Here is an 18162-nt window from a genome sequence, read left to right on the forward strand (position 1 = left end):
GCGCGGCACTGAGCGGGCGACCCAGTAGGGTCTGCCCTTGTGCTTGAAAAAGTTGAGCTGCATGGTCACAGAGGGGCGCGTGGGCTCAGACCGGAGAACACACTCCCCGGCCTGGCCTTCGCGCTCGAACTCGGGGTGGACGCGCTGGAGTTCGATGTAGCCATGTCCGCCGACGGCGAGATCGTCCTCACCCACGACCTCGTCGTCTCGTCGGTGACAAGCGCGGACACCGGCATGGCCGCGCCGAGCGACGAGATGTTCCCCTATGTCGGCAAGCCGATCATCTCGCTCACGCTGCCCCAGTTGCGCACGCTGGACGTCGGCGTACGGCTGCCGCAGCGGCCCGACGACCAGTTCGCCATGACCCAGGTGCCGCTGCCGGACACCCGGATGCCGACGCTCGGCGCGGTGCTCGGCCTGATCGGGGCGCTGGGCGCGGACGACGTGCGGCTCAACGTCGAACTGAAGTCCGATCCCACCCGTCCCGACCTGTCGGCAGACCCGGGTAAGTTCACCGAGCTCGTGGTCGCGGAGCTGGACCGGCACGACCGGCTGTCCAGGTCGGCCATCCTCAGCTTCGACTGGCGGATCCTCGAGGCCGCCCGGCCGATGACCGAACGGCGGTACGCCCTGGTCGAGCGGGACACGATGTACCCGGTCTGGATGAACGGGCTGCGACCATCCGACTTCGCTGACGGAGTCGCCGGAGCGGCGGCCGCGGTCGGCGCCACCACGCTGTCCCCCGATCGCAGGATCGTCGACGCCGCTCTCATGGCCGACGCGGCCCGGCACGACCTCCCGGTCGTCGTGTGGACGGTCAACGACCCCGCGGAGGCCGGCCGGCTCATCGAACTGGGCGTCTCCGCCGTCGTCACCGACTATCCCGACCGCATGCGACGCCTCTGGCAGGCCCGGAAGCTGCCGCTCGCCGAGCCGGTCAGCCCCCTCCGCCCGGTGGTCGCATAAACCCGAGGATTCAGTTCACCTCACCTCACCCCTCACCCCTCACCCCTCACGCCCGTGATCTTGCGAATACTCGCACATCAGGGCCGCGAGCAGGGATTTCGTGTGTTGTGATCTTGCAGTTTCTCGTAGCCATATGTTCTGACCAGCGAAAACACTGTTCGTAATCTTGCACTCACGACTACAAGATCACGACAAGCATAAACGCAGCTCAGCGGGCCCGCCTGCGAGAAACTGCAAGATCACGCACGGAGGGGGGCTCCGGGGCTACTCGGTGATGGACAGGGCTCCTGACGGGCAGAGCCGTACGGCCTGCTCGGCCGCGGCGCGCAGCGCCTCCGGCGGTTCGGGGTCGAGCACCACCACCGTGCCGTCGTCGTCGCTCTGATCGAAGACCGCGGGCGCGGTGAGGGCGCACATCCCGGCGCCCACACATCGTCCGGTATCCGCGTTGATCTTCATTTTCACCTCCTACCAGGCCACCGGAAGGCGATGCACGCCGTAGATCGCCATCGCGGCCCGCATCGGGACCTCCTCCGGTGGTACGGCCAGGCGCAGCCCGGGGAAGCGGCGCAGCAGGGCGGGAAACGCGATGCGCATCTCCGCCCGGGCGAGCTGCTGCCCCAGGCACTGGTGGACCCCGTGGCCGAACCCGAGATGGCCGTGCGCCGACCGCGCGAGGTCGAGCACGGTGGGATCGGCGAACCGTTCGGGATCGCGGTTGACGAGGGGCAGCGAAAGCAGCACGGACTCCCCCGCGCGGATCAACCGGCCGTCGATCTCCACGTCCTCGAGGGCGGCCCGGATCAGGCCGAGGTGGACGACGCTGAGGTAGCGCATCAACTCCTCGACCGCGTTCTCGACGCTGCCGGGGTCATCGCGCATCACCGTGAGCTGCGCCGGGTCGCACAGCAGCGCGAACGTACCGAGCCCCAGCATGTTGGCGGTCGTCTCGTGCCCGGCGATGAGCAGCAGCAGCCCCATGCCGGCGATCTCCCGGTCGGTCAGCTCACCGGCGGAGATCAGCCCGCTGAGCAGGTCGTCTCCCTGCTCTGTCGACTTACGCAGCACGAGTTCGTGCAGATAGGCGAACAGGTCGTCCAGGGCGGCCTGCGCGTCGTCGAGCGGTGTCTCCAGGTTCAGCAGCGCGGCGGAGTCACGCTGGAACCGTTCGCGGTCGCCGTACGGCACGCCGAGCAGTTCGCAGATCACCAGGGAGGGGATGGGCAGCGCGAAGGTCGGCACCAGGTCCACCGGAGGGCCGTGGCGTTCCATCGCGTCGAGGTGGTCGGCGACGATCTCCGCGATCCTGGGCTCCAGGAGCTTCATCCGGCGCACGGTGAACTGGCCGGTGAGCAGCTTCCGGTACCGGGTGTGCTCGGGGGGATCCATCCGGATGAAGAAGCCCGGCGGCATCCGCTCCAGGTCTTCGCGTCTGATCGGGCGATTCGGGAACGGCGAATGAAGCAACTCGGGGCGGTTGGAGAAGCGGGGGTCGGCGAGGATGGCGCGAGCGGCGGCGTACCCGGTGACCACCCACCCCTCATGGCCGTCCGCGTAGGTCATCCGGCGGACGGTCGCCTCCTCCCGCCATCGTCCCAGCTCGTCCGGCGGGTCGAGGGGGCGCTCACGCGTGATGGGAAGGGTCTCCCGGCGAGGAATGGCCTCTGTCATGACACGCTCCTGTAAAGGTGGAAACGGTCGGCTGTCGAGGTCCTGCCCCTCCAGGTAACAATATCAACGAGGAAATCGCAATGAATAAAAATTCATTGCATATGTCATGAAATTCCGGGAAGGCTTGCGGTCAGAGCCAGCCGTTGCGGCGGAAGGCACGGTGGAGGAGCGTGCAGACGAAGAGCATGATGCCGAGCACGACCGGGTAGCCCCAAACCGTCTTGACCTCCGGCATGTAGTCGAAGTTCATGCCGTAAAGGCCTGCGATCATGGTGGGGACCGAGATGATCGCCACCCAGGCGGAGATCTTCCGCATATCCTCGTTGGCGAGCGCGTTGGAGCGCGCCAGGGCGGCCTGCAGGATCGAGTCGGACAGCTCGTTGGTCGCCTGGACCTGCTCGCACACCCGGGACAGGTGATCGCCGACGTCGCGGAAGTACTCCCGCATCTCCGAGGGGATCATGCGGCGCTGCGGCAGCGCGTTGAACGGCGTCTGCAGGGGGCCGACGGCCCGCTTGAGCTCCAGCATCTCCCGCTTGAACTGGTAGATGCGGTTGATGTCGCGGGAGCTCACCTGCGTGAAGACGGCCGACTCGACCTCTTCGAGCTCGGTCTGCATCTGGTCGGCGACCTGCAGGTACTTGTCGACCACATGGTCGGCGATCGCGTGCAGCACACCGGCCGGCCCGCGCACCAGCATCTTCGGCTCGGCCTCCATCCGCTCCCGGACGTCGCTGAGCGGGCAGTGCCGGCCGTGCCGTACGGTCACCACGAAGTCGGGCCCGACGAACACCATGATCTCGCCGGTGCCGATGATCTCACCGGTGGCGGCGGTCTCCTCGTGGTCGATGAATGCGACGGTCTTGAGAACGACGAACAGCGAGTCGCCGTACCGCTCGACTTTGGGCCGCTGATGGGCCTTGATGGCGTCCTCGACGGCGAGGGGGTGCAGGCCGAAGACGTCGGCGAGCCACTCGACCTCGGGGGCGTCCGGCTCATGCAGGCCGACCCACACGTAGGCGTCGGGGACGGGGCTGTCGTGGTTGTGCTCGCGGACCAGCCTGACCGCCTCGGGGATGTCCCGGGCGGGGACCTTCTCGCCGCCGACGTAGGCGCCGAACTCCACCACCGAGTTGTCCGGCGGGCCGCTCGGCCCGGCGGCGGCCGTCACCGACCCGTTGAGGCGTGGAGGCGCCATCCGGCCGTGCCTGTTGATGCGGGTGAACAGAATCGAGGAGCGCATGGCGGTCCCTTCCCGCCCGAGCCGGCACGCTCTACGCGCGACGTGATGTCACCCCTCAATACAGGCGTGAGCTACCTCTCGGGCTTCGGTTTCGGAGTGGTCGGGAATGCGCACGTCGTACGTGCGCCAGCACGTACTGACAGGATCACCAGGATTCATCCCGGACCACCTCCAATCGCCACGAGGCAGCACTTAGCCCGCCTAACCTACCACAGGTCGGCACCTTTCTCAGGCTACCCTCAGGAAGCATGGCCGATCATGCGTTTCTTGCCAAAAGCGGCCGCCACTTCCTGGCTACCCCTGTGGCATCCCGTCCGGCGGCGCGAAATCGCGGGGGGCCGGTGCGAGACAATGGGCGGGTGCGCGTACTTGTCATTGGAAGCGGAGGGCGCGAGCACGCCCTCTGCCGTGCCCTGAGGCTCGATCCCGCCGTCACCGAAGTCCACTGTGCGCCCGGCAACCCGGGCATGGCCGAGATCGCCGAGCAGCACCAGGTGGTCGCGACCGACGGTGCCGCGGTGGCGGAGCTGGCCGGCCGGCTGAACGTCGACCTCGTCGTCATCGGACCCGAGGCGCCGCTCGTCGCCGGAGTCGCCGACGCGGTCAGGTCCGCCGGCATCCCGTGCTTCGGCCCCGCACGGGAGGCCGCGGCGATCGAGGGGTCCAAGGCGTTCGCCAAGGACGTCATGCTGGCCGCCGGAGTGCCGACCGCCCGGGCCTTCACCTGCGTGACCGATGAGGAGGCCGCCACCGCACTCGACGAGTTCGGCCCGCCGTACGTGGTCAAGGACGATGGCCTGGCGGCAGGCAAGGGCGTGGTCGTGACCGACGACCGCGACGAGGCCCTCGCGCACGCCAGGGCATGTGGACGGGTCGTCATCGAGGAGTACCTGGACGGCCCCGAGGTGTCGCTGTTCGCGCTGTGCGACGGCGCGACCGCCGTGCCGCTGCAGCCCGCGCAGGACTTCAAACGCGCCCACGACGGGGACAAGGGACCGAACACCGGAGGAATGGGCGCCTACACGCCGCTGCCGTGGGCTCCCGACGGCCTCACCGACCAGGTCATGGCGGAGATCGTGCTGCCGACCGTCGCCGAGTTGGCCGGCCGTGGCATGCCGTACACGGGCGTGCTGTACGCGGGCCTGGCGCTCACCGAGGCGGGTCCGCGCGTCATCGAGTTCAACGCCCGCTTCGGTGACCCGGAGACGCAGGTCGTGCTCGACCGGCTGGAGACGCCGCTCGGCGGCCTGCTGCTCGCCTGCGCGACCGGTGACCTGGCCGCGCACGAGCCGCTGCGCTGGCGCGGCGGCGCGGCGGTCACCGTCGTGCTGGCCGCGGAGAACTACCCGGCCGACCCCGTCAAGGGCGACGAGATCACCGGTCTCCCGCCTGGTGGCGGGCCGGCCGGCGGTGCGGGGACGTACGTCCTGCACGCGGGCACCTCGCGTGACGAGAGCGGGCGGCTGGTGTCCAACGGCGGCCGGGTGCTCAACGTGATCGGCACCGGGACCGACGTGGCCGAGGCCAGGGCGCACGCCTACAAGGCGCTCGAACAGATCTCCATGCGGGGCTCCCACCACCGCTCCGACATCGCGCTGCACGCGTCCGGCGTCTGAACGGGACCTGAAAACCGGACCTGAAAACGAGGCCTGGCAACGGGACCTGAACCGGATCTGAACGGCACCTGTGAGCAGGCTTGTTTCAGTGCCCCCGTCCGGGGCACTGCGCAAGCCGTCCGGACCGGTACGGCGCACGCCCCCAGGCAACCCGTGCGAGTTCGGCTGAAACATCCGGATCAGGGGCTACGCTGTGGCGAAGCCGCCGCCTCATGCGGATCCCCTATCCCTCCCCCAACATAGGAGTCTCGTCCATGGTTCGTTACCGCGTCCGTGGTGGCAATGCGCTGCGTGGTACCGCCTTCATCCAGGGTGCGAAGAACGCCGTACTGCCGATGATCGGGGCCGCGCTGATGGCGGCCGAGGGCCGTACCGTGCTGCGCAACGTGCCGGTGATCGAAGACGTGCGCCGGGCGGTCGAACTCGCCCAGGCCGTGGGCGCCAAGGTGGAGTTCCACGAGACGGAGCGCACGCTCGTCATCGACGCCTCCCGGCTCACCAGCCCGGTCCTCCCCGCCGCCATCGCACGGCGGTTCCGCGGGTCCGTGCTGTTCGTGCCGGCCCTCCTCCACCGGCTCGGCGAGGCGGTCATCGAGGGTATCGGCGGCTGCAACCTCGGCAGCCGGAACCTGGACTTCCACTACCTCGGCTACAAGCGCCTCGGCGCGGTCGTCGACGAGGGGGAGAGCGTCATCCACATCAAGGCGGCCGGGCTCGTGGGCCACCCGCTCTACCTCGACACCCCCTCCCACACCGGCACCGAGAACCTGATCATGGCGGCCTCGCTCGCCAGGGGCACCACCGTCATCGAGAACGCGGCGCTCGAGCCCGAGGTCCTCGACGTCATCGCCATGCTCACCCGGATGGGCGCGCGGATCCACGGGGGCGGCACCGGCTTCATCACGGTCGAGGGAGTCAACGAGCTCACCGCGGTCGAGCACACGGTCATGCCCGACCGGCTCGACGCCGGCGTGTTCGCGATGGCGGCGGCGATCACCGGCGGCGAGGTGAACCTGGTCGGCGCCTCTCTCGAGCACCTGGGCGTGGTCCGCTGGAAGCTGGAGCAGATGGGCGTCGAGTTCGAGACCCACGGCGCCGTGCTGCACGTCCGCCGGGAGCGGACACTCCGCCCGATCAACGTGATCACCGACACCTACCCGGGCTTCGCGACCGACCTGCAGTCGCCGTTGATGACGGTCGCATGCCTGGCCGACGGGTCCAGCTACATCCACGAGCGCATCTTCGACGGGCGGTTCGCGCTGGCGGGCGAGTTGAACAAGATGGGCGCGAACATCGAGGTCGACGACAGCCGCGCGGTCGTCCACGGTCCCACTCCGCTGCACGGCGCCGAGGTGACCGCGCACGACCTGCGTTCCGGCATCGCGCTCGTGCTCGCGGGACTGGCCGCCGAGGGCGAGACCTCCATCGGGTCCGGCTATCTCATCGACCGCGGCCACGCCGCGCTCGCGCAGCGCATGCAGGCGCTCGGCGCCGATGTAGAACGGCTGGCAGATGTGGAACATGAAATTTCCCCTTTGAGCGGGGCATGAGCCTAGAATCCCATTTTTCCGTCTTGACCAGCGGAAACATTGCATTGTAGAGACCGGGTCAGCGACACCCGAATGGTATTCCGGTAAATCCGGGCGTGACATTTCGGCCCTAACCAGCGATCGTTCCAATGGAAGCCATGACGACGAGGCACCTGGGATGGGACGAACATTGGTCGAGCGCACGGAAGACAATCCGCGCGGGACACGCCTGAGCACGGTGGCGCCGGAGCTCACAATCGGTGTGGTGGGGTCGCATGATCTGGTCGAGAGGGTGATGCTGATGGGGCATTCAGCCGCCCCAGTGCCCTGTCGCCTGATCGCGGCCGCCTACCGCGACGAGCAGGAGGCGGCGGACAAGGTGACGCGACTGGGCCCCGGAGTGGACGCCTGCCTTTTCGCGAGCCCGGTGCCCTTCGAACTCGCCCGGCGGGCCGGCGTGCTGACAATGCCCGCCACCCACGTGCAACTCGGCGGAGCGGCACTGGTCGCGGCGATCGCACGGGCGGCGTTGGACGACCGGATCGATCCCCGGCGGGTGAGCATCGACGTGGTGGGCCGATCGGAGATCGACGAAGCCTACGTCGATCTCAACCTGCCGTCGAGCGAGGTGCACAGCCGCGAGGACGCGGGCCCGATCGGCACGATCACGGCCTTCCATGAGCGGCTGATGCGCCAGGGGACGACGACCGGTGCGCTGACAAGCGTTCAGGGGGTGGCCGACCGGCTGGCCGCGGCAGGGGTGCCGGCCGTGCCGATCCGCCCGACCGCCGCGGCGGTCCGTACGGCCCTGCACACGGCCGCGCTGCTCGGCGCACGGTACCGGCTGGAGGAGTCCCAGCTCACCGTGGTGCTGGTGGAAGTGCCGACGCTGCGCGAGCCGGTACGGAGGACCTCACCGCGCTACTGGCGGGACGAACTGCGACTGTCGCTGCACCGCCTGCTCGTCCAGGAGGCCAACCGGATCAACGCCAGTGTGTGGCCCATCGACGATCACGGCTATCTGGTGGTGGGCACCAAGGGCTCGATCGCGGCGGCCACCGACGGCTTCCGCGTGATGCCGTTCGCAGCGAGGATCCGCGACGAACTGGGGTTGGCCGTCGAGGTGGGCATCGGCATGGGCCGGACCGCCCATGAGGCGGAGACCCACGCCCGGGGCGCGCTCGCCCGCACCCAGGGCGGCAAGCAGACGCAGGGTTTCGCCGTCGACCGCGAGGGCCGGGCGCTGGTGCCGCCGCCGCGCACGCCTCCGCACCCGGCCGCGCCGTTCAAGCCGAAGGGGATCGAGGTGCTCACGCGCCTGGCCGCCAAGCTGGAGGGCGGCGACACCGTCGTGGACGCCGAGAGTGCCGGGAAGATGCTCAGCGTCACGCCGCGTACGGCCCGGCGGCTGCTGCGCACGCTGGTTGACGAGGGGCTAGCGTGGCCGCTTCCGCCGAACCGCACGCCCCAGCCCGGCCGCCCGCGTCAGCTCTACCGGCTCATCGTGGAGAAGCTGAACCGCTGAATGTCTCCCCGAGGTCTATTGTCATGACTCATGGGACAGGACGGTCGTGACATACGGGTGTGGCTGGCGCTCGCCGCCGTGTACGTGGTGTGGGGCTCGACGTACCTCGGCATCAGGATCGCCATCGAGACCATGCCCCCGCTCACGAGCGGCGGGCTCCGCTTCGTCGCGGCCGCGCTGATCCTCGGCACGGTCCTGCTCATCAGGGCCGTGCCGTACCGGATGACGTGGAAGCAGTTCGGAGGCGCCGCGCTGGTCGGCGTCCTCCTCCTGACCGGGGGCAACGGCATGGTCGCCGTGGCCGAACAGCACATCTCCAGCGGCCTGGCCGCGCTGCTCATCGCCGCCACCCCGCTGTGGCTGATCGTGCTCAGGACGGTCTTCCGCGACCGGCCGCACGTGCTGACCCTGGCCGGAGTGCTGGTGGGCTTCGCCGGCGTCGCCTTCCTCTCGCTCAGCTCGGCCGGCGGCGGCCCGGCGGGCAGCGGTGCGGGGATCGTCGTGGTCGTGCTGGCGTCGCTGTCGTGGTCGGTCGGCTCGTTCCTGTCCCAGCGGATCGCGATGCCCGCCAACCCCTTCGTGGCCAGCACCATCGAGATGGCGGTGGGCGGTGTCACGCTGCTGGCGCTCGGCGCGGCCCAGGGCGAGCGGCTGCACCTCGCCGAGGTGAGCTGGCAGTCGTGGGCGGCCCTGGCCTACCTGGTGCTGGCGGGCTCTCTCATCGGGTTCACGTCCTACATCTGGCTGCTCGGACACGCGCCGATCTCCCTGGCCTCCACCTACGCGTACGTGAACCCGGTGGTGGCGGTGATCCTCGGGTGGATCATCCTGTCCGAGCCGGTCACCGTCATCATGCTGGTCGCCGGCGCGCTGATCGTCGCGGGCGTCGCGCTCGTCGTCTCCACCGAACGCCGCAAACCCGTGGCCGCGGCCACGACCGCGGCCGCTCCCGAGTCCCAGCCGGACCCCACCTGACCGATGTTCGCGTTCCGGCACTCAGCTGTATGCGAACAGGTCCTGCCGCATGTCCAGTGCCTTGAAGAGGTAGTCGCGTGATGCTTCGAGTTCGCGTCGGAGACGGCCGAGATCCGCGCCGAGCAGGCGTCCCCGCCACTTACGGACCTTGCCCGCGACGATCACCGTCTCGACGTTGCTGCGGTCCATCAGCGAGACGACCGACCCCGGCACGCTGTTGAGCGGAGCGGTGTTGAGCGCGGTCGCGTCGAGCAGGACGATGTCGGCCTGCTTGCCGGGCGTGAGGGTGCCGCTCCTGCCGTCGAGCCCCAGGTGCTCGGCACCGTTGATGGTCGCGTATCGCAGCACGTCTCGGACGGTGACAAGCTCCGGCACGCTCTCGGCCGGCGTCGGGTAGTTGTTGGGCGGCACGAGGTCGCCCTGGTCCAGGACCATCTGGTTGACGACCATGCGCTGCATGGTCATCGCGGAGCGCATCAGCGTGAACGGGTCCGGGGCCATCGTCGTCTCGACGTCTGAGCTGAGCGAGGGCTCCATGCCGAGTTCCTGCATCTTCAGGATCGGCGGAGTCCCGTGCCGCATGACCATCTCGATCGGGACCGCGAGCGAGACCTGCGCGCCGGCGTCCCGGAACCTCTCCCACGTCTGGTCGGACATGCCGGTCATATGGATGAAGATATTGTCCGGGCCTACCTGGACTCCGCCGACGCCCCGGGCGACCTCGTCGAAGACCGGCCGCATCCCCCACGACCCCACCGCATGTGCGGCGATCTTCACGTCCAGCTCGCGGGCGATCGCCCAGGACCGGGTGTACACCTCCCTGCCGAGATGGAGCTCACCACCCATGACCATGCTCACCAGTTGATCGTCTGAGGAGAACCACTGATCCCGGATGCGGTGGGCATCCTCCGGATACCGGTATCCGGCGCGGCCGTCACCCTCGAAGAAGCCGAACGCGGCACGCCGCCCGGTGTCGATCAACGCCTGGATCGCCGCGTCGGTGTGCTCCGGGGAATGGTGGATCTGCGATACGTCGAGCACCGTGGTGACACCCGCGTCAAGCTGCGAAAGTCCCGCGAACAGTTCATTGATGTACACGTCCTGGGGGCGGTACACCCGGGTGAACCCGTTGAGAATGTGCTCGCCGTAGTTGGGGTGCGCGCTCGGCGAGCCCGAGCCGTCATCGAGGAGCAGGCCGTTGGCGAGAAGCGCACGTTGCGCCGTCTCGAACTGATGGTGGTGCGTGTCGACGAAACCCGGCATGACGATGCGCCCGCGAGCATCGATCACGTCCGCGTCGGGGGCATCGATATCGGGCCCGACCTCGATGATCTTATTTTCTTCGACCAGCACATCGGCGACCTCGAAGTCGCCCACCTCCGGGTCCATCGACATCACCGCCCCGCCTCGGATGACATAGCGACGTCCCCGGCCGCCACTGTCGCTCGGTGGTTCCTGGTCATGGCCCTGTTCACGCTGCCGGCTGGACATGTGGGTCCTCCTTCGTTTCGTAACGCCGGTCAGGATGTGCTGACGGCGGGGGTGACGCGCAGGGGGGTGAGCGCGGCGCTCCAGGCGATCACCTGGTCGAGCATGGTGTTCAGCGCTTCGAGGTTGTGGGCGGCGGGCCTGAAGACGGTGAGATCTTCGAACTCCGTCATCAGATGGAGCGTGACCTGCTGGCGTACGTCGGCTAACTGGAGGTTGCCGACGATCGTCCGCAGGTGTTCCACGGCACGGGCGCCGCCCGCCATGCCATAGGAGACGAAGCCGACCGCTTTGTTGGCCCACTCGGCGTAGACGTAGTCGATCGCGTTCTTCAGTACGCCGGGAATGCTGTGGTTGTACTCCGGAGTCACGATGACGAAGCCGTCGAATGACGCGATCGTGCTCGCCCACTGCTTGGTGTGCTCGTTCTGATACATGCCGAACGCGGGTATGAACGGCTCGTCGAAATGGGGCAGCGGGACGTCGCGAAGGTCGATGAGCTCGAAGGTGGCGTCATCTCGACGCGAGGCGTGTTCCAGCACCCAATTGGCCACCTGCTCGCTGTTGCGGTTCGGGCGCGAACTGCCCACGATGATGCCGATGCGGGTCATGGCTGTCTTCTGCCTTTCTTTCAGCTGTACTTCAGGCGGGCCTGACGGGGGATGTCGCCGAACTCGCCGGCATGGAAGTCCTGGAATGCCTTGGTGATCTCAACCCGGGTGTTCATCACGAACGGGCCGCCGATGGCGACTGGCTCCCTGATCGGCTGCCCGCTGTAGACCATGACCACGCTGGGCCCGTCCCCGTCGTCCGTCTCCAGCGCGATCGACGAGACGAGCGCGTCGGGGGTCGGGTCGGACCAGGCGATCTGACCTGCCCTCACGTCGCGTCCGGCGATTGTGAACCGGCCGTCCAGGACGTACAGGAACGCACGGTCCCGGCCCGGCAGGAGATGCTCGAGGCGACGGCCGGGCTCCACCGTGATGATCGCGCCGGAGATGGGCCACTCGTTGACCGCCGGCCCGGTGACGCCGTCCACCTCGCCCGCGATCAGGTCGATCCGGGCGCCGTCCCGCTCGATCACCGGCCGTCGTGCGGCGAGCAGGTCCTGGTAACGGGTTCCGGTCAGCTTCCGTTTCCCGGGCAGATTGACCCAGAGCTGAAGCGTGTGCGCCCGCTCGTCGCGGAAGGCGAGCTCGCGGTGGATGATGCCGCGTCCCGCGGTCATCCACTGCACGTCCCCGGTGGTCAGCGCGCCGGCGTTGCCGGCGTTGTCGCCGTGTTCGAGGACGCCGTCGACGACCAGGGTCACGGTCTCCAGGCCGCGGTGCGGGTGCCACTCGAAACCCGGCGAGGAGAACCAGTCCTCACTCAGCACCAGGAACGGATCAGTCAGCTCTGGCCGCATCGGGCTGATGATCATGCACTTGTCATCCACCTGTGCGTCCGGCCCGAGGTGCGTCTTCGTCTCGACCCGGACGACAGCGCGCTGCGCGGTGTCCATGGCTGCTCCTCCCACCCATCGAGTTGATGTGTCTACTGGAGACTACGACATTGGGTAGATATGTCAACTCATTGATAGGGTGGTCTCATGGCGCAGCTTGGACTGACCGAACGCGAGCTCCACGCATGGCGGACGTCCTTCCGGATGGTGGAGCTGCTGCGAACACGCATCGAGCAACAGCTGCAGGCCAGCAGCGGCCTGTCCAACGCCGACTACACCGTGCTCGCCCTACTGGCCGAAGCGCCCGACAGACGGATGCGCGCCTACGAGCTCGGTCGGGTCGCGGGCTGGGAGAAAAGCCGCATGCACCACCAGCTCACCCGGATGGAGCGGCGAGGCCTCGTCGTCCGGGAACGGTGCGGCTCTCGCGGCATAGACGCCGTGCTCACCGCGGAGGGCCTCGCCGCGCTCAGGAAAGCCGTGCCCGGCCACGCCGAAGAGGTCCGGCGCCTGTTCATCGACCGCCTGACCCCCGAAGAACTCGAGCACTTCGCCGACATCGCCGCCAAGATCCTCGACAACCTGCAAGCAGCCCAGCCACCCGCCATCACATAGCCACGCCACGGTCTGCCGACACATTCCCGGGCTCCCTATAACGATCACGTCGTCTGGCTGCCAATGGCGGCCGGGCCTGCTACCAAGGTCACAAAGGCTGTCGGCCCCCTGGAGTGACCCATGCGCAAAGGGATCACCTACTCTGACGCGGTTCGCCTTCTCGGCCAAGAGAGCAAGGTGGCGAAGGTCCTCAGCGGCGCGCTGCTCGATGCCACGCCGCTCGGTGGCGCCCTCTCCCTGTTCGACGTCAAGGACGAGGCCGTACGGCTCGGCACCAACGTGGCGGGGCAAGCTTCGCGACCGCGTCACCGGCCTGAACCGCTACGACCGTACGGCACGGCTTGAGGCGGCCCACGCCGCCATCATCGTCGCCGCGTTCTTCCAGGCTCTCGACGAGATGCGGTTGCCGTTCGACCCGAAGGAGCTCCGTCTCACAAAGGACGAGCAGGTGGCGTTGGCCGGGGGCGGCGCACGCCAGGGATCGTTCCTCGCGAAGCTGATGACCATCGAACCAGCCGGCTTCCGGGCACATCACTCCTATGCCCACGCTCTGCACTCGATCGGGCAGTACTACCGCGATTTCGCGGCAGAGCTTGCCTCGTTCGTCTCCGGCCTGGCCGTTCGGGACCGATTGAACGCCACCGAATGGACTCACAGCGAAAGCGCCTTACGGCAGGAACTCCCCGAAGCGGCCTGCCGGAAGTATGAGGAGCTCCACCGGCAACTGGCGGTGGACGTTCCCGAGTTCGCGCTCTGGCGTGACGAGATCGAGCGTCGTCGCCTCGCCACCGGCCTGGGCGAGCTGGAAGACCTGCTTACCCGGGTCGCCGCCCAGACCAGGCCGCATGAGCACCGGCATACGCTCTCGCGTGCGCATCGGGCGGTCCTCGACCGTCCGATCGCGCAGTCGGGCGAGATCCCGATGGGGATGCACCTGCCCACCCTCGCCGAGGCGTACGTGAACCCGGACTTCCGGATGGCCGAACACACCGAGCACGCCGCTCCGAGCACGGAATCGTGGTGGGACCAAGTCGAGCCGAACGACGACATCGTGGCATTCCTGGCCCGCTACCTCACCTCCCCGGAGGCAACCAGGATGCCGCTGGTCGTGCTCGGCCAGCCCGGTGCCGGCAAGTCCGTGCTCACCAGGATCCTCGCCGGCCGCCTGCCGGAGGGCGACTTTCTGCCGGTCCGGGTGCCCCTGCGTGAGGTGCCGGCGGACGGGACGATCCAGGAGCAGATCGAGGCCGCCGTGCGCGACGCCACCGGAGAGCACGTGAGCTGGCCAGAACTGGCACGCCGCGCCCGTACGCGTTGTCCGATACGCCGGTCCGTTGAACCGCTTTCCAGGTGCTCAGTCGACATGGCGTGACCTCACGCTGGGGACATAGTGTTCGCCTCAGACCACACTAAGGTTGTCTATCGGTCAGCGGATAGTAACCGTAAGTGCTTGATAGCGGATGGAGAACAGCCCGTATGACGCAGGAGAAGCCGATTCTGTATGTGGTCGCATGCGGAGGGCGGCCTGCGGCCGAACTGCCCGCCCTCATCGAGCGCCTGCAGGCGGACAACTGGACGGTCTGTGCGGTCGCCACGCCGTCGGGCACGAAGTTCATCGACTCCGACCGGCTCAGCGAACTTACCGGCTATCCCGTGCGCAACGACTACAAGCGGCCCGAGGACCCCGAAATCCTGCCCGCTCCCGACGCAATCGCCGTCGTGCCCGCGACCTTCAACACAACCAACAAGTGGGCTCAAGGCATCAGCGACACGTTGGCGCTCGGCCTGCTCAACGAAGCCCTCGGCCTCGGCCTGCCGATCGTCTCCGTGCCCTGGCCCAACCACGCGCTCGCCCTGCACCCCGCCTTCACCCACAGCGTTGCCCTGCTCAGGGAATGGGGCGTGTCGGTCATTTTCGACCCTGACCGGCTTCCTGCCCCGAATTCCGGCGCCCCGGGTGCGGTCTCGTTCCCCTGGGAGGAACTCCACAAGGAACTGCACGCCCTTCGGGTCCGCCTCACCGAGACTTGATCAGGGCCCCCATGTCGGTCGTCCCTGACGTACTCCTCGCGCCCGTCGCTGTGCGCGACGAGCGGCCGGGCAGAGGTTTCCCTGGCATGGCCAGCCTCTGACGTTGGAAAACAGCTTCCTGTGGACACGAAGTTGATAAGTTCAATTAGCTGAGCCCTAGATGTATCAACTTCGGCGGAGGAGGGCTGATGACGGGGAGAGGCCGACCGAGTCGTACCACTGTCTACCGCCGCCTCGACCAGGCGCTCGCCGAACTCAACCAGCGACTCGGCGGGCTGCCCACTCCGCATGAGGCTCGGGAGATCTGGGACGACATCTGGCATCAGGAGGCCCATCACTCCACAGCTCTGGAGGGCAACACGCTCGTCCTCCGCGAAGTCCGGACGCTCCTCGACCAGGGCCGAGCGGTCGGAGCGAAGCCGCTCCGCGAATACAACGAGGTCCGGGGATACGCGGACGCCGCACAGTGGGTGTACGGACAGGCGCTGGAGCCCGACATATGGCACAACGGCGACCTGATCACGCTCAATGAGGTACGACGGATCCATCATGCCGCCATGACCCCCGTTTGGGACGTGGCCCCACACCATGACGCCACCGAACGCGAAGGACCGGGGAGCTTCCGTGAGCACGACATCCAACCGTTCGCCGAAGGGATGACTCCCCCGAGTTGGCCACTGGTACCCGCCCAGATGGAGCAGTGGGTGGCCGATGTCCGCACGCTGGGAAAGCAGATCGAATCCGCGGCCGACCTGGATCGCCCGCTTCCTGAAGAGTTGGCGAGAATCCATGCCGAGTTCGAACGGATTCACCCGTTCATCGACGGCAACGGCAGAACCGGACGTCTGGCGCTGAACCTGATCCTGGTCCGGCTCGGCCATCCGCCGATCATCATCATGAAACGGCAGCGCACCACGTACCTCTCCGCCTTGCGGCGCGCCGACATCGGGGACTACGGCGCACTCGGCGAACTGATAGCCCGTGCGATGGAGGAGAACCTCAACCGGTTCATCCTCCCGAACCTGGCGGGTCCGGCACGGTTGGTCCCACTGGCCGCGCTCGTGGATAGAGAGTTCACCCTGGACGCGCTCAGGCAGGCCGCTCAGCGTGGCCGCCTGAACGCGGTACACGGCCCGGATGGCGTCTGGAGGTCGACCCGGAAATCAGTGGAGGCGTATCGCGCGGCCAAACACCGGCGGCCGGCGCAAGGGCACCCGGAGGAAGTCCCCTGACATGGGAAAACATCTCCTCGCAGGCGCGAAGTTGATAAGTTCAATTAGCTGAGCTCAAGGTGTATCAACTTCGGGCGGGTGCCCTTTCCCTTGACGGCGTCAGGTCAGGAAGGCCGAGGCGGCGGTGAGGAAGGTGTCGTTGGACTCGGTGTCGCCGATGGAGATGCGGGCGCCCTCGCCGGCGAAGGGCCGTACGGCCACGCCCAGCGCGGCGCAGCGCTCGGCGAACTCCATGGTGCGGTCGCCGAGCCGGAGCCAGACGAAGTTGGCCTCGGTGGACGGCACCGTCCAGCCCTGGGCCGCCAACGCCTCAAGGACCCGGGCCCGCTCCTTGACGACAGTCTCCACCCGCCCGTAGAGCTCGTCCTCGGCGGCCAGCGACGCGATGGCGGCGGCCTGCGCGATGTGGTTGACCGCGAACGGCAGCAGCGTCTTGCGTACGGCCTCCGCCACCGGCTCGTGCCCGATCAGGTAGCCCACCCGCAGCCCGGCCAGGCCGTACGCCTTGGAGAAGGTGCGCAGGACGGCGACGTTGCCGCGCTCACGGTAGAAGTCCAGGCCGTCGGGCACGTCCTCGTCCCTGATGTACTCCCGGTAGGCCTCGTCGAGCACCACGAGCACGTTCTCCGGCACCCGGTCGAGGAAGCGGCGCAACTCTGCGGTCCGGTTCACCGTGCCGGTCGGGTTGTTGGGGTTGCAGACGAAGACCAGGCGGGTCTGCGGCGTGATCGCCTCGGCCATCGCGTCGAGGTCGTGTGTCTCGTCCTTCAGCGGCACCTGGACGGATGTCGCGCCGGAAAGGTCGACGAGCAGCGGGTAGGCCTCGAAGGACCGCCACGCGTAGACCACCTCGGCGCCCGGCTCGCCGACCGCCTCCAGGACCTGCTGCGCGACCGCCACGGACCCCGCGCCCAGCGCGATGTGCTCGGCCGGCACGTCGAACCGCTCGGCGAGCGCCTCGGTGAGCCGCACCGCGCCGGGATCGGGATAGCGGTTGATCTCGGTCGCCGCCCTGGCGATCGCCTCGATCACCGAGGGCAGGGGCTCGTGCGGGCTCTCGTTGGAGGACAGCTTGTACGAGCGGCCATCGGGAGAGACCACCGACTTGCCCGGCTTGTACGGGGCCATGGTCTCGAGGATCGAGCGGAATCGCGGCATACCGTTACCTTAGAAGATGCTCCGGAAGAACAGGCCACCGATATTCGGGCAAGTCACCCTGCCTCACTTGTAGTAGACGTACAGCGACTTCCAGGTGCCGGAGTACTCGCAGCTGAGCGACGGCTTGGACGCCTTCTTCTCGGAACAGATCTTGAACTCGACCCCTTCGACGTTCTTGGCCGAGAACGCGAAAGTCTTCTTCGTGCCGTACGAGCAACTGCGGTAGTTGCGGAACATCAGATGCGGCTGGTTGGCGGAGTCGAAGGTGGTGAAGCGGAAGAGTGCCCATCCGCAGGTCGACGGCGTACGGCTCAGGCTGACGACGCTGCCGCTGACCTTGACGAGGGGGTTGGGCAGGCTGGGGTCGTCCTTCGCCGCGGCGGTCAGCGTGCCGTTCGCCTTGGCCTTCGTGCCCCTGGCGTAGTAGGGGCCCCACTTACTGGAGGAGGCACTGGCGGTCGAGGCACTGGCGGTCGAAGCGCCGGTGGTCGAAGCGTTGGCGGATGAGGCGGTGATCGGGGCGAGGGCGAGAATGCCGGCCGCGAAGGCGACGCCTGCCAGGGAGCGTGTGATCATCATGGCGATCCTTTCGATCTGCTGGTGGCAGCAGTTTGTATTCAGACGCTTTCAACTCCCTTGAGGAGTGCTGAACGGGGAATTACGGGCCAT

At 67.8% G+C, this 18162-nt stretch carries 18 protein-coding genes; 10 read left to right on the forward strand and 8 right to left on the reverse strand.

All coding sequences use genetic code 11. The annotated features are described in order from the left end of the window. Window positions 1-39: 39 nt before the first annotated feature. On the forward strand, window positions 40-966 hold the full coding sequence (locus tag ACFHYQ_RS22785) for a glycerophosphodiester phosphodiesterase family protein (protein ID WP_394303163.1): 927 nt from the start codon (window positions 40-42) through the stop codon (window positions 964-966). A 264-nt stretch (window positions 967-1230) separates the two neighbouring features. On the opposite strand, the gene ACFHYQ_RS22790 is transcribed toward ACFHYQ_RS22785, so the two are convergent. The 3 genes from ACFHYQ_RS22790 to ACFHYQ_RS22800 all read right to left on the reverse strand — a co-directional run bounded on the left by ACFHYQ_RS22790 (window position 1231) and on the right by ACFHYQ_RS22800 (window position 3880). After that, window positions 1231-1425 carry a ferredoxin gene (locus ACFHYQ_RS22790; protein ID WP_394303164.1) on the reverse strand — a complete coding sequence of 65 codons (195 nt, stop codon included), beginning with the start codon at window positions 1423-1425 and terminating at the stop codon, window positions 1231-1233. Window positions 1426-1434: 9 nt separating this feature from the next. Next, window positions 1435-2637 (reverse strand): cytochrome P450, encoded by a 1203-nt coding sequence (locus ACFHYQ_RS22795; RefSeq protein ID WP_394303165.1) that lies wholly within the window; start codon window positions 2635-2637, stop codon window positions 1435-1437. A 130-nt stretch (window positions 2638-2767) separates the two neighbouring features. Beyond that, window positions 2768-3880, reverse strand: a complete 1113-nt coding sequence (locus tag ACFHYQ_RS22800) for a magnesium and cobalt transport protein CorA (RefSeq protein ID WP_394303166.1) — start codon at window positions 3878-3880, stop codon at window positions 2768-2770. 359 nt (window positions 3881-4239) lie between these two features. Between ACFHYQ_RS22800 and purD the strand changes: the two genes are divergently transcribed. The 4 genes from purD (at window position 4240) to ACFHYQ_RS22820 (ending at window position 9525) form a co-directional block, all read left to right on the forward strand. After that, a complete protein-coding gene (purD, locus tag ACFHYQ_RS22805) occupies window positions 4240-5496 on the forward strand; it encodes a phosphoribosylamine--glycine ligase (RefSeq protein WP_394303167.1) in 1257 nt (418 codons plus the stop codon). 254 nt (window positions 5497-5750) lie between these two features. Beyond that, window positions 5751-7046 (forward strand): UDP-N-acetylglucosamine 1-carboxyvinyltransferase, encoded by a 1296-nt coding sequence (murA, locus tag ACFHYQ_RS22810; RefSeq protein WP_394303168.1) that lies wholly within the window; start codon window positions 5751-5753, stop codon window positions 7044-7046. Between the two features lie 259 nt (window positions 7047-7305). Next, a complete protein-coding gene (locus tag ACFHYQ_RS22815; protein WP_394303198.1) occupies window positions 7306-8550 on the forward strand; it encodes a GTP cyclohydrolase IIa in 1245 nt (414 codons plus the stop codon). A 30-nt stretch (window positions 8551-8580) separates the two neighbouring features. Continuing rightward, window positions 8581-9525: an EamA family transporter gene (locus ACFHYQ_RS22820; RefSeq protein WP_394303169.1), complete on the forward strand. Its 945-nt coding sequence runs from the start codon at window positions 8581-8583 to the stop codon at window positions 9523-9525. A gap of 21 nt (window positions 9526-9546) precedes the next feature. Here ACFHYQ_RS22820 and ACFHYQ_RS22825 read toward each other — a convergent pair whose 3' ends face one another. The 3 genes from ACFHYQ_RS22825 to ACFHYQ_RS22835 are packed head-to-tail and all read right to left on the reverse strand — an operon-like array spanning window position 9547 to window position 12517. Beyond that, entirely contained in the window at window positions 9547-11016 is a 1470-nt protein-coding gene (locus tag ACFHYQ_RS22825) for an amidohydrolase family protein (protein WP_394303170.1), read from the reverse strand. A gap of 29 nt (window positions 11017-11045) precedes the next feature. Beyond that, the gene (locus tag ACFHYQ_RS22830; RefSeq protein ID WP_394303171.1) at window positions 11046-11624 is read right to left on the reverse strand and encodes an NADPH-dependent FMN reductase; all 579 of its coding nucleotides are present in this window, start codon (window positions 11622-11624) and stop codon (window positions 11046-11048) included. Window positions 11625-11644: 20 nt separating this feature from the next. Then, entirely contained in the window at window positions 11645-12517 is an 873-nt protein-coding gene (locus ACFHYQ_RS22835; RefSeq protein ID WP_394303172.1) for a pirin family protein, read from the reverse strand. Window positions 12518-12604: 87 nt separating this feature from the next. Here ACFHYQ_RS22835 and ACFHYQ_RS22840 point away from each other — a divergent pair, with 87 nt between their 5' ends. The 5 genes from ACFHYQ_RS22840 to ACFHYQ_RS22860 all read left to right on the forward strand — a co-directional run bounded on the left by ACFHYQ_RS22840 (window position 12605) and on the right by ACFHYQ_RS22860 (window position 16335). Further along, on the forward strand, window positions 12605-13072 hold the full coding sequence (locus tag ACFHYQ_RS22840; RefSeq protein WP_394303173.1) for a MarR family winged helix-turn-helix transcriptional regulator: 468 nt from the start codon (window positions 12605-12607) through the stop codon (window positions 13070-13072). 120 nt (window positions 13073-13192) lie between these two features. Continuing rightward, the gene (locus tag ACFHYQ_RS22845; RefSeq protein ID WP_394303174.1) at window positions 13193-13417 is read left to right on the forward strand and encodes an NACHT N-terminal helical domain 7-containing protein; all 225 of its coding nucleotides are present in this window, start codon (window positions 13193-13195) and stop codon (window positions 13415-13417) included. Then, window positions 13386-14444, forward strand: coding sequence for an NACHT N-terminal helical domain 7-containing protein (locus tag ACFHYQ_RS22850; RefSeq protein WP_394303199.1), 1059 nt, complete (start codon window positions 13386-13388; stop codon window positions 14442-14444). The genes ACFHYQ_RS22845 and ACFHYQ_RS22850 overlap by 32 nt, the downstream gene beginning before the upstream one ends. 104 nt (window positions 14445-14548) lie before the next feature. Then, the gene (locus ACFHYQ_RS22855) at window positions 14549-15103 is read left to right on the forward strand and encodes a flavoprotein (RefSeq protein ID WP_394303175.1); all 555 of its coding nucleotides are present in this window, start codon (window positions 14549-14551) and stop codon (window positions 15101-15103) included. Between the two features lie 188 nt (window positions 15104-15291). After that, window positions 15292-16335: a Fic family protein gene (locus tag ACFHYQ_RS22860; protein WP_394303176.1), complete on the forward strand. Its 1044-nt coding sequence runs from the start codon at window positions 15292-15294 to the stop codon at window positions 16333-16335. Window positions 16336-16434: 99 nt separating this feature from the next. Here ACFHYQ_RS22860 and hisC read toward each other — a convergent pair whose 3' ends face one another. Both hisC and ACFHYQ_RS22870 read right to left on the reverse strand, forming a co-directional pair. Continuing rightward, window positions 16435-17493: a histidinol-phosphate transaminase gene (gene hisC, locus ACFHYQ_RS22865; protein ID WP_394303177.1), complete on the reverse strand. Its 1059-nt coding sequence runs from the start codon at window positions 17491-17493 to the stop codon at window positions 16435-16437. A 63-nt stretch (window positions 17494-17556) separates the two neighbouring features. Next, window positions 17557-18072 carry a hypothetical protein gene (locus ACFHYQ_RS22870; RefSeq protein ID WP_394303178.1) on the reverse strand — a complete coding sequence of 172 codons (516 nt, stop codon included), beginning with the start codon at window positions 18070-18072 and terminating at the stop codon, window positions 17557-17559. Window positions 18073-18162 lie beyond the last annotated feature (90 nt).

Source organism: Sphaerimonospora cavernae (assembly GCF_042435035.1).
GTDB lineage: Bacteria > Actinomycetota > Actinomycetes > Streptosporangiales > Streptosporangiaceae > Sphaerimonospora > Sphaerimonospora cavernae.

What these genes read in the sequence shown, in the direction of transcription:
- ACFHYQ_RS22845 (WP_394303174.1), top strand. Translation starts at nt 13,193, where the DNA reads ATGCGCAAAGGGATCACCTACTCTGACGCGGTTCGCCTTCTCGGCCAA.
- ACFHYQ_RS22830 (WP_394303171.1), bottom strand. Translation starts at nt 11,624, where the DNA reads ATGACCCGCATCGGCATCATCGTGGGCAGTTCGCGCCCGAACCGCAAC.
- ACFHYQ_RS22800 (WP_394303166.1), bottom strand. Translation starts at nt 3,880, where the DNA reads ATGCGCTCCTCGATTCTGTTCACCCGCATCAACAGGCACGGCCGGATG.
- ACFHYQ_RS22825 (WP_394303170.1), bottom strand. Translation starts at nt 11,016, where the DNA reads ATGTCCAGCCGGCAGCGTGAACAGGGCCATGACCAGGAACCACCGAGC.
- hisC (WP_394303177.1), bottom strand. Translation starts at nt 17,493, where the DNA reads ATGCCGCGATTCCGCTCGATCCTCGAGACCATGGCCCCGTACAAGCCG.
- ACFHYQ_RS22840 (WP_394303173.1), top strand. Translation starts at nt 12,605, where the DNA reads ATGGCGCAGCTTGGACTGACCGAACGCGAGCTCCACGCATGGCGGACG.
- ACFHYQ_RS22820 (WP_394303169.1), top strand. Translation starts at nt 8,581, where the DNA reads ATGGGACAGGACGGTCGTGACATACGGGTGTGGCTGGCGCTCGCCGCC.
- murA (WP_394303168.1), top strand. Translation starts at nt 5,751, where the DNA reads ATGGTTCGTTACCGCGTCCGTGGTGGCAATGCGCTGCGTGGTACCGCC.
- ACFHYQ_RS22790 (WP_394303164.1), bottom strand. Translation starts at nt 1,425, where the DNA reads ATGAAGATCAACGCGGATACCGGACGATGTGTGGGCGCCGGGATGTGC.
- ACFHYQ_RS22870 (WP_394303178.1), bottom strand. Translation starts at nt 18,072, where the DNA reads ATGATGATCACACGCTCCCTGGCAGGCGTCGCCTTCGCGGCCGGCATT.
- ACFHYQ_RS22855 (WP_394303175.1), top strand. Translation starts at nt 14,549, where the DNA reads ATGACGCAGGAGAAGCCGATTCTGTATGTGGTCGCATGCGGAGGGCGG.
- ACFHYQ_RS22860 (WP_394303176.1), top strand. Translation starts at nt 15,292, where the DNA reads ATGACGGGGAGAGGCCGACCGAGTCGTACCACTGTCTACCGCCGCCTC.
- ACFHYQ_RS22835 (WP_394303172.1), bottom strand. Translation starts at nt 12,517, where the DNA reads ATGGACACCGCGCAGCGCGCTGTCGTCCGGGTCGAGACGAAGACGCAC.
- ACFHYQ_RS22795 (WP_394303165.1), bottom strand. Translation starts at nt 2,637, where the DNA reads ATGACAGAGGCCATTCCTCGCCGGGAGACCCTTCCCATCACGCGTGAG.